The 14,197-nt window shown below is 73.2% G+C and carries 10 protein-coding genes and 1 pseudogene; 3 read left to right on the top strand and 8 right to left on the bottom strand.

What is annotated here, in order from left to right; all coding sequences use genetic code 11:
- Positions 1–231: pseudogene (locus AE652_RS19675) on the bottom strand (hypothetical protein); the annotation flags it as partial.
- A 251-nt stretch (positions 232–482) separates the two neighbouring features.
- On the opposite strand from AE652_RS19675, the gene AE652_RS46445 reads away from it, so the two are divergent.
- A complete protein-coding gene (locus AE652_RS46445; protein WP_310593192.1) occupies positions 483–1,226 on the top strand; it encodes a VOC family protein in 744 nt (247 codons plus the stop codon).
- Positions 1,227–1,237: 11 nt separating this feature from the next.
- Here AE652_RS46445 and AE652_RS19665 read toward each other — a convergent pair whose 3' ends face one another.
- From AE652_RS19665 to AE652_RS19650, 4 genes are all read right to left on the bottom strand, one after another.
- A complete protein-coding gene (locus AE652_RS19665) occupies positions 1,238–1,894 on the bottom strand; it encodes a thymidine kinase (RefSeq protein ID WP_049653322.1) in 657 nt (218 codons plus the stop codon).
- A gap of 61 nt (positions 1,895–1,955) precedes the next feature.
- Positions 1,956–3,143: an alkaline phosphatase family protein gene (locus AE652_RS19660; RefSeq protein WP_049653320.1), complete on the bottom strand. Its 1,188-nt coding sequence runs from the start codon at positions 3,141–3,143 to the stop codon at positions 1,956–1,958.
- A gap of 44 nt (positions 3,144–3,187) precedes the next feature.
- Positions 3,188–3,787 carry a DUF5998 family protein gene (locus tag AE652_RS19655; RefSeq protein WP_049653318.1) on the bottom strand — a complete coding sequence of 200 codons (600 nt, stop codon included), beginning with the start codon at positions 3,785–3,787 and terminating at the stop codon, positions 3,188–3,190.
- 91 nt (positions 3,788–3,878) lie between these two features.
- Positions 3,879–6,695 (bottom strand): GNAT family N-acetyltransferase, encoded by a 2,817-nt coding sequence (locus AE652_RS19650; RefSeq protein ID WP_234348448.1) that lies wholly within the window; start codon positions 6,693–6,695, stop codon positions 3,879–3,881.
- A 227-nt stretch (positions 6,696–6,922) separates the two neighbouring features.
- On the opposite strand from AE652_RS19650, the gene AE652_RS19645 reads away from it, so the two are divergent.
- On the top strand, positions 6,923–7,204 hold the full coding sequence (locus AE652_RS19645) for an HPr family phosphocarrier protein (RefSeq protein WP_049653316.1): 282 nt from the start codon (positions 6,923–6,925) through the stop codon (positions 7,202–7,204).
- An 88-nt stretch (positions 7,205–7,292) separates the two neighbouring features.
- Here the strand turns inward: AE652_RS19645 and AE652_RS19640 are convergent, their stop codons facing one another.
- The 3 genes from AE652_RS19640 to AE652_RS19630 all read right to left on the bottom strand — a co-directional run bounded on the left by AE652_RS19640 (position 7,293) and on the right by AE652_RS19630 (position 11,541).
- A complete protein-coding gene (locus AE652_RS19640) occupies positions 7,293–8,486 on the bottom strand; it encodes an RtcB family protein (RefSeq protein ID WP_049653315.1) in 1,194 nt (397 codons plus the stop codon).
- A gap of 320 nt (positions 8,487–8,806) precedes the next feature.
- Positions 8,807–10,171 carry a pitrilysin family protein gene (locus AE652_RS19635; RefSeq protein WP_049653328.1) on the bottom strand — a complete coding sequence of 455 codons (1,365 nt, stop codon included), beginning with the start codon at positions 10,169–10,171 and terminating at the stop codon, positions 8,807–8,809.
- A 20-nt stretch (positions 10,172–10,191) separates the two neighbouring features.
- Positions 10,192–11,541 carry a pitrilysin family protein gene (locus AE652_RS19630; RefSeq protein WP_049653313.1) on the bottom strand — a complete coding sequence of 450 codons (1,350 nt, stop codon included), beginning with the start codon at positions 11,539–11,541 and terminating at the stop codon, positions 10,192–10,194.
- A 297-nt stretch (positions 11,542–11,838) separates the two neighbouring features.
- Here AE652_RS19630 and AE652_RS19625 point away from each other — a divergent pair.
- A partial coding sequence (locus AE652_RS19625; RefSeq protein WP_049653310.1) for a DNA topoisomerase (ATP-hydrolyzing) subunit A occupies positions 11,839–14,197 on the top strand: 2,359 nt, incomplete at its 3' end.

Genomic DNA, 14,197 nt, shown 5'->3' with positions numbered 1-14,197 from the left:
GCCCCGGCCGGGGGCGCCGGGCGGGGCCGCCAGGTCCCGGTCCAGCTCCACGAAGTGGGCGCCGGGCAGGTGGCCGGCCCGGTACTCCTCGGCCGCGGTCGGGCCGCCCGGCGCGGCACCGACCAGCTGGTAGCGCACGTCCAGCAGCACCGGCGGCAGCGCGGAGGCCAGCGCCTCCCGCAGCCCGGCCGCGGAGATCAGCGGGGAACCGTCGTTGTAGGTGGTGGTCATGGCGGCCATTGTCGCGCAGCGCCGCCCCGGCGGCGGGTGATCGGGATTCCCGCCGTCCCCGGACCCGGCGGAATCCGACGCGAATCCGGCGGGAATCCGCGGGACACGCCCGACCCGTCGCTCTTTGTGGGGTCTTTGCCGGACTTTCCGCGCGGCCCGAGGGTTGGGCGCCCGCCAGGGTGGAAGCATCACCCTCGCGCGCGAGGATTTCCGTGCGCCAACCACCCACGAGGAGGCCCGCATTGCCCGCGGTGGAACTCCGACTGGCCCAGGGCACGCCCTGCTGGGTCAGCCTGCTGACCGACGACCTGCCCGGCGCCCGCGCCTTCTACGGCGCCCTGCTCGGCTGGACGTACACGCCCGGGCCCGGCCAGCTCGGCGACTACGTCCGGGCCGAGCTCGACGGGGCACCGGTGGCCGGCCTCGGCGTCTCCACCGCCACCGGCTTCCCGGTGCAGTGGACCACCTACTTCGCCGTGGACGACGCCGACCGCACCGCCCAACTGGTCCGCGAGTGCGGCGGAACCGTCGCCGTCGGGCCGCTCCAGGCCGAGCGCGCCGGGCGGATGGCCATCGCCGCCGACGTCTCCGGCGCGGTCTTCGGCCTCTGGCAGGGCGAGGAGCACCTCGGCCGGGAGGCCGGCCGCGAACCGGGCGCCCCGGCCTGGGCCGAACTGCTCACCCCCGACGCGGAGGGCGCCGCCGGCTTCTACTCCACCGTCCTCGACCGCCCGGTCCGCTCCGGCCCGGAGGAGACCGCGCTGCTGGTGGACGGGCGGCCGGTCGCCGGCATCCGGCACCGCGCCGAGCTGCGCGGCCACCCGCCGCGCTGGCGCACCCACTTCGTGGTCCGCGACGCCGAACTGACCGCCCGGCACACCCTCGGACTCGGCGGCCGGGTCCTGGTCGAACCGCACGACACCGCCCGCGGCCGCGCCGCCCGGCTGGCCGACCCGCAGGGCGGGCACTTCTCCGTCCTGGAGGTGCTTCCCTAGGGCCCCGGCTCTCAGGCCTGCTGCTCCTCGAAGGGCAGCACGTCCGGGGAGAGCACCGAGGCGTGCGCCGTCGCGGCGGTCAGCCGGCGGCGGTGGTGGCGGCGGCACAGCACCTCGTAGCCGACCTCGTCCCGGTCCACCGAGATGTCGCCGACCACCACCTGGGCGCCCTCTACGACCATCACCCCGCCGACCGTCCGGGCGTTGTGGGTGGCCCGCGCGCCGCACCAGCAGAGCGCCTCGACCTGGAGCACCTCCACCCGGTCGGCCAGCTCGATCAGCCGCTGCGAGCCCGGGAACAGCCGGGTGCGGAAGTCGGTGGTGATCCCGAAGGTGTAGACGTCGATGTCCAGTTCGTCCACCACCCGGGCCAGCTGGTCGACCTGCTCGGCGGCGAAGAACTGGGCCTCGTCGCAGATCAGGTAGTCCACCCGGCCACCGGCCGACAGCCGGTGCACCACGTGCGCGTGGAAGTCGAAGTCGTCCGTCACCTCGACCGCGTCGGCGCGCAGGCCCAGCCGGCTGGAGATCGTCGCCGCACCCGCCCGGTCGTTGCGGGTGAGGATCACGCCCTGCCGGCCGCGCGCGGTGTGGTTGTGGTCCATCTGCAGCGCCAGCGTCGACTTGCCGCAGTCCATCGTGCCCGAGAAGAACACCAGTTCAGCCATGGGTGGAGCAAGGGCCTTTCACATCAAGGGAATTCGGGCGCAGAAGAGCCGATCGAGCGACTCAGCCGCGGACTTCGAGCAGCGGCACGAACTGCTCGACCGGGGTCATCGAACCGTGCAGACCGATCATCGCGGACTCGCCGGGCTCGTTGCGGGAGGCGGTGATCGCGATGTCGTCGCGCGCCGCGGCGACCACGTCGCCGATCCGCGCGTACACCCGCTCGTCCACGGCCGGGCCGAACCAGCCCGCCGCGATCGCCTGGTCCCGGGTGGCCACCCACATCCGGTCGCCCAGCACCTCGCTCCAGACCGCGTGCACGTCGGCCGCGGCCCCCGGCACCGCGTACACGTGCCGGGCCCGGCCCTCGCCGCCGAGCAGGGCGACGCCGGCGCCCAGCTCCCAGTCCTCGTCGAAGTCGATCCGGTCCTCCGGCGCGATGTCGATCATGCCGTGGTCGGCCGTCACGTACATCGCCGAACGCGGCGGCAGCTGCGCGGCCAGCCGGCGGGCCAGCCGGTCCACCGCGTCCAGCGTCATCCGCCACTCGTCCGAGTCCACGCCGAAGCGGTGGCCCGCGCCGTCCAGCTCGCTGACATAGGTGTACACCAGCGCCCGGTCGTGCTCGGCCAGCCAGGAGGCCGCCAGGTCCATCCGCTCCTCGCCCGTGGTGCGGCCGAGGAAGGTGCCGCCGGACAGCGCCACCCTGGTCAGCGGGGTCTGGGCGAACAGCGGGGAGGAGACCTGCGCGGTCGCCACCCCGGCCTGGTGGGTGCGCTCGAAGACCGTCGGGTACGGCTGCCAGGCGTGCGGCTCGGTCGGCGGCTGCCAGCGCAGCTGGTTCATCAGGTAGCCGGCGCCCGGCACCGCCACCGTGTACCCGGCCAGGCCGTGCAGGCCCGGCGGCGTACCGGTGCCGACCGAGGCCAGCGAGGTCGCCGTGGTGGACGGGAAGCCCGCGGTCAGCGGACGGCCGCTGCCCCCCATCGAGCTCCCGGCCAGCGAGGACAGGAACGGCGCGTACTCGGGGTGGCGCAGCAGCAGCTCCCAGCCCAGGCCGTCCACCAGGAACACCACCACCCGGTCCGCCGGGGCGATCGGGAGCGTCGCGGTGAACCCGGGGACGCCCAGCCCCGCCGCCACCGAGGGCAGCAGGTCGCACAGCGAACCACTGCCGTACGGGGGCGCGGGGGCCGTGGCCGGGTCAAGGATCTCGAAGGCGTCGTAGCCGTCGGCAGGAACGAAGGACATGGAACCGGATTCGTAGCGGTGCGGTCGGTCGGAAGCGGCGGAACTCAGACCCGCGGGCCGGTGCTGATCGTCGCGTCGGACAGCGCCCGGGCGAACACCAGCGCCTGGGACACCGTCTCCGGGCCGTCGCCGGCCTCGCTCACCCGCAGGGAGAGGTCGTCGGCCGTGGCCGAGCCGGTGTAGCCGTGGTCGGCCTCGCAGTTCGGGTCCGAGCAGCCGGCCGGCTCCAGGTCCAGGCGCTGCACCGCGCCCCAGCCGATCGTCAGCACCACCTCGCGCGGCAGGGTGCCCGGGGTGTACGTCTCCGGGTTCGCCACCATCCGGCTCACCACCACCGAACCGATCCGGTCCAGCCGGACGCTCTCCGTCGAGGTCGTCGCGAACGGCACCGCCGGGCTGCCCTCGGCCCCGGACTGCTCGTCCGTGTGGCTCACCACGAACCGGGTCGGGGTGAGGACCAGCACCGTGACGTGCCGGCGCACCTCGTTGGCGTCGAAGGTCGTCTCCTGGTGCACCAGGTAGGAGCTGATCGGCTCCGGGCCCACCGCGGACTCGACCGCCTCGGACACCAGGGCCGGGTAGTAGCCGCTGCGCTCGATAGCCGAGCGCAGGTCCTGAGTGGTGGTGGTACCGGTCTTCGCCATATCTCCATCCTGGCATGGTCCGCCGACGAAGCGGGCGGCACGGCGCCGAGCTTCGGACAACAGCGCCCGGGCAGGGCGCAACCAAGGAAGGTTACAGCGTGCTCATCGCGCGCGGGCCCAGATCGCTGCGGACCGGCAGCGGCGCCACCCGCACCCGCGCCCCCAGGATCGCCAGTCCGTGCGGGGCCACGACCACCGGTTCGAGATCCACCGAGGCGATCTCCGGCACGTCGTCCACCAGCTGCGACACCCGTAGCAGCAGTTCCTCCAGCGCGTCGGTGTCCACCGACTCGGCGCCGCGCCAGCCGAACAGCAGCGGCGCCGCCCGCACCTCCCGGATCAGCCCGGCGACGTCCTGGTCGGTGGCCGGAACCAGTCGGTGCGCGGTGTCGCCCAGCAGTTCGGCCGGGGCGCCGGCCAGGCCGAAGGAGAGGATCGCGCCGACCGCCGGGTCCACCGTGGCGGCGATCACGGTGTCCACGCCGCGCGGCGCCATCCGCTGGACCACCAGCTCGGCCTGCGCGGCGCCGCCGAGCAGCGCGTCCAGCTCGCGGTGGGCGCGGCGCAGGCCCGCCTCGTCGGTCAGGTCCAGCCGGACGCTGCCCAGGTCGGGGCGGTGGCGCAGGTGCGGGGCGGTCGCCTTGAGGGCCACCGGGTAGCCGAGCGCCGCGGCGGCCGCGACGGCGGCCTCCTCGTCCGGGGCCGGCCGCACCGGCGAGACGTCGATCCCGTAGCGGGCCAGCAGCTCCTGTGCCTCGGCCTCGGACAGGGTGATCCGGGCGCCGCCGGGCTGGGTACGTGCGGCGACGGCGGCCCGGGTGCTCAGCGCCGCCTCCACCAGCCGGCGGGCGCCGGGCTCGTCGATCCGGTCCAGCTCGGGGACGCGCGCCGTCTCCTCCGCCGCGGCCGTGCGGCGGCGCCACTGCGCGTAGTGCACGGCGTGGGCGAGGGCGTGCACGGCCCGCTCGGGCGCCGCGTACGCGGGGATGCCGCCGGGGCGCAGCCGGACCGGCAGGTCGGTCAGCGCCAGGTGGGTGAGCAGCAGCGGCTTGCCCAGCTCCCGGGCGCGGCCACCGGCTTCGAGCAGCGCGGCGGCGATCTCCGGGTCGTCCGAGCCCATCGCGGGGTCGTCCTCGCCGGTCAGCCGGCCGCCCATGAAGGCGTGGGCGGAGGTGCCGATCGGCGGGATGGCGACGGCGATCACCGCGTCCACGGCCGGGTCGGCGAGCGCGACGTCCAGGGCGATCCGGAAGTTCTCGCCGGTCGCGGCGGTGGTGAGGTCGACGGGCGTGCACGGGCGCAGGCCGGCGCTCAGCAGGGCGTCGTAGGTGAGCAGGCCGAGCGAGTCGGAGTTGCCGACCACCGCGACCCGGTTCCCCGGCGGCAGCGGCTGCTGGGCCAGCAGCTCGCCGGTGTCGTACAGCTCGGTGATGGTCGACACCCGGATGACGCCCGCCTGCTCGAACAGCGCGTCCACGGTGGCGTCGCGCAGGCCGGTGGCGGTGGCGGGGACGGCGTGGCCGGGCGGCAGGCTGCCGGTGTGCCGGGCGCCCTTGACCACCACGACCGGCTTGACGGCGGCCAGCCGGCGGGCGATCCGGGTGAACTTGCGCGGGTTGCCGAAGGACTCCAGGTACAGCAGCACCACCTGGGTGGCCTCGTCCTCGGCCCAGTACTGGAGGAAGTCGTTGCCGGAGACGTCGGAACGGTTGCCGACCGAGGCGAAGGAGGAGACGCCGAGGCCGCGCTTGTGGGAGGCCTCCAACAGGGCCACGCCGATCGCGCCGGACTGGCAGAAGATCCCGAAGCCGCCGCGGCCGGGCAGGCGCGGGGCGAGCGAGGCGTTCAGCGGGCGCTCGGGGTCGGTGTTGATCAGGCCGAAGGCGTTCGGGCCGATCACCCGCATGCCGGCCGCGCGGGCCTGGCGGACCAGCGCGCGCTGCCGGTCCCGGCCCTCCGGACCGGTCTCCGCGTAGCCGGCGGTGACCACCACCAGGCCCTGCACCCCGTGGGCGCCGCACTCGGCGACGGCGGCCGGGACGGCGCCCTCGGGGACGGCGATCACCGCGAGGTCCACCGGCCCGGGAATGTCCAGAATCGAACGGTGGACCGGGACGCCGTCCAGCTCGGTGCCGGGCGCGGCGTTGCGGTTCACCGCGTACACCGGGCGGTCGGCCGGGGCCTCGTCCCCCAGCAGGTCGCGCAGGATGGCCCGGCCGACGGTCTGCGGGGTGCGGGAGACCCCGATCACCGCCACCGAGCGCGGGGTGAGCAGGCGCTGCACCGAGCGCGCCTCGGCGCGGTGCTCGCGGGCGCGCATCACGGCGAGCGAGCGGTCGGTCTGCTCCAGGTCGAACTCCAGGTGCACCACGCCGTCGGCGAAGCTGCGGTGCTGGGTGTAGCCGGCGTCGGTGAAGACCTTCACCATCTTCCGGTTCTCCGGCAGCACTTCGGCCTGGAAGCGGCGGATGCCGCGCTCCTGCGCGACCGCCGCGATGTGCTCCAGCAGGGCGGAGGCCACGCCGCGGCCCTGGTGGGCGTCCTGCACCAGGAAGGCCACCTCGGCGTCGGTGCCGGTCTCGGAGGGGCGGCCCTCGGCGTCGATCCGGTCGTACCGGACGGTGGCGATGAAGCGGTCGCGGACCACCACCGCGAGGCCCACCCGGTTCACGAAGTCGTGGTGGGTGAAGCGGCGGACGTCCTTGTCGGAGAGCCGCGGATAGGGGGCGAAGAACCGGAAGTACTTGGACTGGTCCGACACCTGCCCGTAGAACTCCACGAGCCGTCCGGCGTCGTCGGGGGTGATCGGCCGGATCCGGGCCGTACCTCCGTCGCGCAGCAGGATGTCCGCTTCCCAGTGCTGCGGATAGTCGGGTTGCGCGGGGTTCGCCACCGCGGGGTCTTCCACATTCGTCAGGTTATCCGGCGGCGAGCCGAATGGCGCCGGGCGCGTGCTCACGGCAGGGTGGACAGGGCCGTCGACCGGGGTTTATGCCCCGAAAAGAAACAATCACAAGTCCTGAACGCTGCGGTTCCCAGGGGCCGCCTGCGTGCAACACTGGTCTAGACAACATGGCCGTTTCCCCCCGCTCACCGAGCACGGCCGTGACCAGCTTCACCGGAAAGGCACGTCTCATGGCTGAGCGCCGCGTCACCATCGGTTGGGCCGAGGGCCTGCACGCCCGTCCCGCCTCCGTCTTCGTCCGGGCCGTCACGGCCACCGGCGTGCCGATCACCATCGCCAAGCCGGGCGGCAACCCGGTCAACGCCGCCTCCATGCTCGGCCTCCTCGGCCTGGGCGCCCAGGGCGGCGACGAGGTCATCCTCGCCTCCGACGCCGAGAACGCCGACGACGCGCTCGACCGCCTCGCCAAGCTCGTCTCCGAGGGCCTCGACGAGCTCCCCGCCGCGGCCTGAGCCTCGCAGCACGCACCCGATCGGGGTGCCGCCGGATTCCGGCGGCACCCCGATCGGCTTTCCGGCCGCCGTGCTCCGGCCGGCCTGGTCAGCCCTTGACGCAGACGACCTGCTTGAGGTGCGCGACCACCTCGACGAGGTCCTTCTGCTGCTCGATGACCTTCTCGATGTTCTTGTAGGCGCCCGGGATCTCGTCCACCACGCCGCCGTCCTTGCGGCACTCCACGCCCTTGGTCTGCTCGACCAGGTCCTGGGTGGTGAACCGCTTCTTCGCGGCGTTGCGGCTCATCTTGCGGCCGGCGCCGTGCGAGGCCGAGTTGAACGACGACGCGTTGCCCAGGCCGCGGACGATGTAGGAACCCGTCCCCATCGAGCCGGGGATGATCCCGAGATCGCCGGAGCCGGCCCGGATCGCGCCCTTGCGGGTCACCAGCAGGTCGACGCCGTCGTACCGCTCCTCCGACACGTAGTTGTGGTGGCAGCTGATGACCTCGTCGAAGGTCACCCCGGCCTTGGTGAACTCCCGACGGACGACGTCCTGGAAGAGCGCCATCATCAGCGCGCGGTTGAGCTTCGCGTACTCCTGGGCCCAGAACAGGTCCTGCCGGTAGGCACCCATCTCCGCTGTCTTCGCGAGGAAGACGGCCAGGTCCTGGTCGATCAGGCCCTGGTTGTGCGGCAGCGAGCGGGCGACGCCCATGTGGTGCTCGGCCAGCTCCTTGCCGATGTTGCGCGATCCGGAGTGCAGCATCAGCCAGACCGCATCAGTCGTATCAACGCACAGTTCTATGAAGTGATTTCCTCCGCCGAGCGTCGCCATCTGCTGCATCGCCCGCTCGCGCCGCCACTTGACGTCCTCCGCGATGCCGTCGAAGCGCTGCCAGAAGTCGTCCCAGCCCGCCGTGCGGAAGCCGTGCAGCTTGGACGGGTCCACCGGGTCGCTGTGCAGGCCGCGGCCGACCGGGATGGCCTGCTCGATCTTGCTCCGCAGGCCGGAGAGGTCGTCCGGGAGGTCCTCGGCGGTGAGCGAGGTCTTCACCGCGCTCATCCCGCAGCCGATGTCGACGCCGACGGCCGCCGGGCAGACCGCGTCCTTCATGGCGATGACGGAGCCGACCGTCGCGCCCTTGCCCAGGTGGACGTCGGGCATCACGGCGAGGCCGTGCAGCCAGGGCAGGGAGCTGATGTTGCGCAGCTGCTGGAGGGCCTGGCCCTCGACGGTGGCCGGGTCGGTCCACATCCGGATCGGGACGCGGACGCCGGGTACCTCGGTGTACGACATGGGTGAACGACCTCCAGGGGTCGGGTGGTTCGGGGAAGGTGGTGCCGCGCGAGGAATCCCGGCACGGCTCGGGGAAGTTCAGGGGGTGGGGCTCAGGCGCCCGGGGCGACGGTGCAGGGGGAATACGGCCTCGGGGAGCGTCGTATGGCTTGCTCGACCCGCATGGTGACCGCCTCCCTTCCTTCGTCGCAGTTCGCACGTGCTGTGCGTCGGGGAACATCTATCCACGGAACGGGCGCGGCCCGCAACGGATTTAAAAACGCGTCCGGCCCGGTGGAGCGGGCGCTCCACCGGGCCGGAGGGTGTTCCGGGAGGGACCGTCAGCTGACGACGGTGACCTCGCCGATGCCGAGCTCCCGCACGTCGTCGGCGATCACGGCGGCGTCGCCGACCAGGACGGTGACCAGGCGGTCCGGCGGGAAGGCCGCGACGACCGCCTCGGTGGCGGCGGCGGTGGGCAGTTCGGCGAGCTGCCGGTAGACCTCGGCCTGGTAGTCGTCCGGCAGGTACTGCTCGACCTGGTCGGCCAGGGTGCCGGCGACCGAGCCCGCGGTCTCGTACTTCAGCGGGGCGACGCCGACCAGGAACTGCACGGCCTCGTCGCGCTCGGCGTCGGTGAGGCCCTCGGCGGCGAGGGTGCGCAGGATGACCCAGGTGTCGGCCAGCGCGGGGGCGGTGGAGGCGGTGTCCACCGAGCCGCTGATGGCGAGCATGGCGCGCCCGCTGCCGTCCGCGGCCGAGCGCAGCGGCTGGGCGAAGGCGCGCACGCCGTAGGTGTAGCCCTTCTCCTCGCGCAGGACGCGGTCCAGGCGGGAGGTGAGGGTGCCGCCGAGGCAGTAGGTGCCGAGGGTCTGGGCGGCCCAGACCGGGTCGTGGCGGTCGGGTCCGATCCGGCCGATGAGCAGCTGGGTCTGGACGGAGCCGGGGCGGTCCACGATGACGACGCGGCCGTGGTCGTCGCCGGTGACCGGGGCGTGGACGGACGGCTCGGCGGCCGTTCCGGTCCAGGTGCCGAGGGTGCTCTCCAGCAGCGCGGGCAGGTCGACGCCGGTGAGGTCGCCGACCACCACGACGGTGCTGGTCGCGGGGCGCACGTGGCCGTCGTAGAAGGCCTTGACGGCGGCGCGGTCGATCGACTTGACGGTGTCGGCGGTGCCGGCGCGGGGCCGGGAGAGCCGGTCGGCGGCGTCGAAGAGCTCGGCGTACAGGGCCTTGGCGGCGCGCCGGGCGGGGTTGGCCTGCTCGTGGACGATCTCGTCCAGGCGGTTGGCGACCAGCCGCTCGATCTCCGCCTCGGGCAGGGCCGGGGCGCGCAGGGCGTCGGCGAGCAGGGACAGGCCGCGCTGGAGCCGGGAGGCGGGGACCTCCAGGGAGATCCGGATGCACGGGTGGTCGGCGTGCGTGTCGAGGGTGGCGCCGGCGCGCTCCAGCTCGGCGGCGTACTCCTCGGCGCTGAGGGTGTCGGTGCCCTCGCTGAAGGCGCGGGCGAGGATGCCGGCGACGCCGTCGAGGCCCTCGGGCTCGGCGGCGAGCGGGACGTCGAGCAGGACCTCGACGGCGACCAGCTGCTGGCCGGGCCGGTGGCAGTGCAGGACGGTGATGCCGTTGCCGAGGGCGGCCCGCTCGGGGGCGGGGAAGTCCCAGGGGCTGGGCGTGCCCGGCCGAGGCTGCGGGTGGAAGGTCATGGCGGGGACGTAGTCGGTGCTCATACGGCGGCACCCTCCTCTTCGGAAGCGGCGTCGGAGTCGGCGTCGGTCTCGGCGGCGGCGGTCGGCTCGTAGGCGAGGACGGCCCGGTTGTCGGGGTGGAGCCGGGCCTTGGCGATGGCCTGGACCTCCTCGGCGGTGACGTCGAGGACCTTGGGGAGGGCGTCGTTGAGCAGCTCCGGGTCGCCGAACAGGACGGCGTAGCGGCACAGTTCGTCGGCCCGGCCGGCGACGGTGGTGAGCCGGTCGAGCCACTCGCGCTCGATCTGGGCCTGGGCGCGTTCGAGCTCCTCGGCGGTGGGGCCCTCGGCGGCGAAGCGGGCGAGCTCCTCGTCGACGGCGGTGCCGATCTGCTCGATGGTGGCGTCGCCGGAGGTCTTGACGTCGAGCCAGCCGAGGCTGGGGGCGCCGGCCAGCCGCAGCAGGCCGAAGCCGGCGGCGACGGCGGTGCGGTCGCGGCGGACCAGCCGGTTGTAGAGGCGGCTGGACTCGCCGCTGCCGAGGATGGTGAGGGCGAGGTCGGCGGCGTCGGCCTCGCGGGTGCCGTCGTGCGGGAGGCGGTAGGCGGCCATCAGGGCGCGGGAGGGGACGTCCTCGTGGACGTCCTCGCGGATCTCGCGGCCGATCGTCTCGGGGAGCTCGCCCGAGCGCGGGGGCTGCTTGCCGTCGTGCGCGGGGATGGAGCCGAAGTACTTCTCGACCCAGGCGACGGTCTGCTCGGGGTCGATGTCGCCGACGATCGAGAGGACCGCGTTGTTGGGCGCGTAGTACGTCCGGAAGAACGTGCGGGCGTCCTCCAGGGTGGCCGCGTCGAGGTCGGCCATGGAGCCGATCGGGGTGTGGTGGTACGGGTGGCCGTCGGGGAAGGAGAGCGCGGTGAGCTTCTCGAAGGCGGTGCCGTACGGGACGTTGTCGTAGCGCTGGCGGCGCTCGTTCTTGACGACGTCGCGCTGGTTCTCCATGGACGTCTCGTCGAGCGCGGCGAGCAGCGAGCCCATCCGGTCGGCCTCCAGCCAGAGCGCGAGCTCCAGCTGGTGGGTGGGCATGGTCTCGAAGTAGTTGGTGCGCTCGAAGCTGGTGGTGCCGTTGAGCGAGCCGCCGGCGCCCTGGACGAGCTCGAAGTGCCCGTTGTTGGTGACGTTGGCCGAGCCCTGGAACATCAGGTGCTCGAAGAGGTGGGCGAGGCCGGTGCGGCCCTTGACCTCGTGCCGGGAGCCCACGTCGTACCAGAGGCAGACGGCGGCGACCGGGGTCAGGTGGTCCTCGGAGAGGACTACGCGCAGGCCGTTGGCCAGGCGGTGCTCGGTGATGGCGATGCCTCGGCTGGAGGCGGGGGCCGGGTTGGCCATGCGCTCGGGTCCTTCCCGTCGTCGATGTCGGGGGTTCGTGTGGCGTCCCCCATTGTGGTGCAACGTGCGGGAGCCGTGTTCGTGTCCGCGCGGACGGGGCCGTTCGCCAGGGGCGGAAGAGGGCCGCTGACCGGGAGTGTCGGCCCGAGGGTCCACAATGGGGGCGCCGCGCCCTGTCGACGGCGCCCGGTTGACGGGTCCGGCGGCGGGACGGTGCGGAGACGAGCGACGACCGCCCCCCGGCGTTCGGCGACCGACCGAGACACAGCCAGCGACACGTAAGGGAGCCCCGCCGCGATGGCCCGCCGCAGTTCGCAGACCCCGCCGCCCGGAGACTTCGAGGAGCGGATCCTCGACGTCGACGTCGTGGACGAGATGCAGGGCTCCTTCCTGGAGTACGCCTACTCGGTGATCTACTCGCGTGCACTGCCCGACGCGCGGGACGGCCTGAAGCCGGTGCACCGCCGGATCCTGTACCAGGCCAACGAGATGGGCCTGCGCCCGGAGCGCGCGCACGTGAAGTGCGCCCGCGTGGTGGGCGAGGTGATGGGCCGGCTGCACCCGCACGGCGACCAGTCGATCTACGACTCGGTGGTGCGCATGGCGCAGCCGTTCTCGATGCGGCTGCCGCTGATCGACGGGCACGGCAACTTCGGTTCGCTGGGCAACGACGACCCGCCGGCCGCGATGCGCTACACCGAGTCGCGGCTGACGGCCGCCTCGATGGCGATGGTGGAGTCGATCCACGAGGACACCGTCGACTTCGGCCCCAACTACGACGGCAGCGAGCAGGAGCCGCTGGCGCTGCCGGCCGCGTTCCCCAACCTGCTGGTGAACGGCGCGACGGGCATCGCGGTCGGCATGGCGACGAACATGCCGCCGCACAACCTGTCCGAGGTGGTGGCCGCGGCCCGGCACCTGATCAAGCACCCGAACGCGGACCTGGACACGCTGATGCGGTTCGTGCCCGGTCCGGACCTGCCGACCGGCGGGCGGATCGTGGGCCTGTCGGGCATCCGGGACGCGTACGAGTCGGGCCGCGGCACGTTCAAGATCCGGGCGACGACGACGGTGGAGGCGGTGACGGCCCGCCGCAAGGGCATCGTGGTCACCGAGCTGCCGTACAACGTCGGCCCGGAGAAGGTCATCTCGAAGATCAAGGACCTGGTCAACGCGAAGAAGCTCCAGGGCATCGCGGACGTCAAGGACCTGACCGACCGCGAGCACGGGCTGCGGCTGGTCATCGAGGTGAAGAACGGCTTCGTGCCGGAGGCGCTGCTGGAGCAGCTGTACAAGCTGACGCCGCTGGAGGAGACCTTCGGCATCAACAACGTGGCGCTGGTGGACGGGCAGCCGCTGACGCTGGGGCTCAAGGAGCTGCTGGAGGTCTACGTCGACCACCGCTTCACCGTGGTGCGCCGGCGCAGCGACTTCCGCCGCCGCAAGCGCGAGGAGCGGCTGCACCTGGTCGAGGGCCTGCTGGTCGCGCTGCTCGACATCGACGAGGTCATCGCGATCATCCGGTCGAGTGACAACGCCCAGCAGGCGAAGGAACGCCTGATGGAGCACTTCTCGCTGTCGGAGACGCAGACCGCGTACATCCTGGACACCCCGCTGCGGCGGCTGACCCGCTTCGACCGGGTCGAGCTGGAGCAGGAGAAGGAGAAGCTGACCTCCGAGATCGCGGACCTGACCGAGATCCTGGAGTCGGACACCAAGCTGCGCAGCGTGGTGTCGTCCGAACTGGGCGCGGTGTCCAAGCAGTTCGGCACCGAGCGGCGCACGGTGCTGCTGGAGGCGGGGGCGGTGCCCTCGGCCGCGCTGGCGGTGCCGCTGGAGGTCGCGGACGACCCGTGCCGGGTGCTGCTGTCGTCGACGGGCCTGCTGGCGCGGACGGCGGACGGCGAGCCGTTCGAGGAGTCGGAGAAGCGGGCGAAGCACGACGTGATCGTCTCGGCGGTGCACGCGACGGCCCGGGCGGACGTCGGCGTGGTGACGTCCGCGGGCCGGGTGCTGCGACTGCCGGTGATCGACCTCCCGGCGCTGCCGCCGACACCGTCGCCGACGCTGGCGGGCGGGGCCGCGGTGGGCGAGTTCCTGCGGCTGGAGGACGGGGAGCGGGCGCTGGCGCTGACCACCCTGGACGAGTCCTCGCCGGGGCTGGCGCTGGGCACGCTGCAGGGCGTGGTGAAGCGGGTGGTGCCGGAGTGGCCCGCGAACAAGGACGAGTTCGAGGTGATCGCCCTCAAGGAGGGTGACGAGCTGGTGGGCGCGGTCGAACTGCGCACCGGCGAGGAGGACCTGGTCTTCATCGCCTCCGACGCCCAGCTGCTGCGCTACCCCGCGGGCCAGGTGCGTCCGCAGGGCCGCCCGGCGGGCGGCATGGCGGGCATCAAGCTGTCGGACGGCACGCGGGTGCTGTCCTTCACGGCGGTGGACCCGGCGGCGGACGCGGTGGTGGTCTCGGTGGCCACGGCCACGGGCACGCTCTCCGACGGCGAGCAGACCAGCTGGAAGGTCACCCCGTTCGAGCAGTACCCGCGCAAGGGCCGCGCCACCGGCGGCGTGCGCTGCCAGCGCTTCCTGCGCGGCGAGGACGCCCTGGCCTTCGCCTGGGCCGGCGCCGCCCCGGCCCGCGCCGCCACCGCCAAGGGCG

The organism is Kitasatospora sp. MY 5-36, assembly GCF_001182915.1.
Classification (GTDB): domain Bacteria; phylum Actinomycetota; class Actinomycetes; order Streptomycetales; family Streptomycetaceae; genus Kitasatospora.
Note: the sequence above shows the minus strand (reverse complement) of the source record. Positions and strands in the feature narration are given on the sequence as shown.

Excerpts from the sequence above, each read along its gene's own strand:
- AE652_RS19640 (WP_049653315.1), bottom strand. The coding sequence starts at position 8,486 with ATGTCGTACACCGAGGTACCCGGCGTCCGCGTCCCGATCCGGATGTGG.
- AE652_RS19635 (WP_049653328.1), bottom strand. The coding sequence starts at position 10,171 with ATGACCTTCCACCCGCAGCCTCGGCCGGGCACGCCCAGCCCCTGGGAC.
- AE652_RS19630 (WP_049653313.1), bottom strand. The coding sequence starts at position 11,541 with ATGGCCAACCCGGCCCCCGCCTCCAGCCGAGGCATCGCCATCACCGAG.
- AE652_RS19645 (WP_049653316.1), top strand. The coding sequence starts at position 6,923 with ATGGCTGAGCGCCGCGTCACCATCGGTTGGGCCGAGGGCCTGCACGCC.
- AE652_RS19660 (WP_049653320.1), bottom strand. The coding sequence starts at position 3,143 with ATGTCCTTCGTTCCTGCCGACGGCTACGACGCCTTCGAGATCCTTGAC.
- AE652_RS19665 (WP_049653322.1), bottom strand. The coding sequence starts at position 1,894 with ATGGCTGAACTGGTGTTCTTCTCGGGCACGATGGACTGCGGCAAGTCG.
- AE652_RS19655 (WP_049653318.1), bottom strand. The coding sequence starts at position 3,787 with ATGGCGAAGACCGGTACCACCACCACTCAGGACCTGCGCTCGGCTATC.